The 1135-nt window shown below is 35.3% G+C and carries 2 protein-coding genes; both read right to left on the minus strand.

Annotation, left to right across the window (positions count from 1 at the left end; translation table 11 throughout):
- Nucleotides 1–695, minus strand: a 695-nt coding sequence (locus G498_RS0110155; protein ID WP_035754292.1) for an IS3 family transposase, incomplete at its 3' end; no start/stop codon positions are given.
- Complete coding sequence (locus G498_RS0110160; protein WP_026981045.1) at nucleotides 692–1084, minus strand: helix-turn-helix domain-containing protein; 393 nt, start codon at nucleotides 1082–1084, stop codon at nucleotides 692–694. The genes G498_RS0110160 and G498_RS0110155, both read right to left, overlap by 4 nt.
- Between the last annotated feature and the right edge of the window lie 51 nt (nucleotides 1085–1135).

The following is a 1135-nucleotide window of genomic DNA, read 5'->3' on the forward strand; positions in this document are numbered from 1 at the left end:
TCTGGGATGTTTTGTTTTAATCCGTATTCGTATTTGATTGTACGGTTAATTCTCTCTGCAATTGCATTTTCATAAGGATCGGAGTTTTGAGTGTTACTAAGTTTAATCCCTTTGTTTTCGGCGAATTGAGTAAACTCCGGACTGCAATACTGTATACCTCTGTCGCTGTGATGGATGAGCTCCCTGTTGTGATATTTTCTGTTTTTTAAAGCCATTTTTAAAGCATCCAGGACTAATTCGGTTCTCATGTGATTTGCGATTTTATAGCCCATTATTTTCTTGGAATAGGCATCTGTTACCAAAGCTAGATAGGCGTGGTTTTCCTGTATTTTGATATAGGTTATGTCGCTTACCCAAACCTGTTCGCTTCTTGTTATGTTTAGGTCATTCAATCGGTTAGGATTTCTGAAGAACCGGTGTTTTGAATTGGTTGTGGTATGGAAGTTTTTACTCTTTTTAATCTGTAAGTTATTCCATTTCAGTAGCTTTAAAAAAGCATCTCTTCCGATTTTAATTTGATTCTCCGTAAAGAAAGATTGCAGGTCTTTATAGAGCTTTTTACCTCCGTATTGCGGTTGTAATTTGCGTTCCTGTTTTACTTTTTCAATGATGATATTCTGAGCCTTCTCGTTTTGTTCCAAGCGTTTTAGTTTCTTGTTGAAACCTTGACGAGATATCCCAAAGACTTCGGCTATCCATTGCCTTTTAAAATGTCTCTTTTCTTTTTCTCGATTTCTTTGGCTATGTCTTTGGGTAAATACTTTTTTGAGAGTTCTTTCCCTGTAATGAGTTCGAAATCAGCAATCATGTCTTGTTGGAAGTCTTTGATGAATTCCAGTGCTTCAATACGTTCTTTTAGTTTTTTGATTTCGTCGTCTTTGCTCATACCAATAGATTTTTGTTTTAAGGTAGCAAATTTACGAACCCAATAGTCAATAGCCGAACGTGATACATCATATTTTTTAGCAGCATGATTAATGGATATCTGTCCGTTGGTTACTTTTTCGACAATCTGAAGTTTGAGTTCAAAACTGATTTTTTGATACTCTTTTTTTCGGCAGGGTTGGTTTTCTTTCTGTTCCATAGTTTGACAAATGTTGTTTAATTTTTTGTCAACCTATTTTAGGATTTTGCA

Source organism: Flavobacterium suncheonense GH29-5 = DSM 17707 (genome assembly GCF_000430025.1).
Taxonomy (GTDB): Bacteria; Bacteroidota; Bacteroidia; order Flavobacteriales; family Flavobacteriaceae; genus Flavobacterium; species Flavobacterium suncheonense.

What these genes read in the sequence shown, in the direction of transcription:
- G498_RS0110160 (WP_026981045.1), bottom strand. Translation starts at nt 1,084, where the DNA reads ATGGAACAGAAAGAAAACCAACCCTGCCGAAAAAAAGAGTATCAAAAA.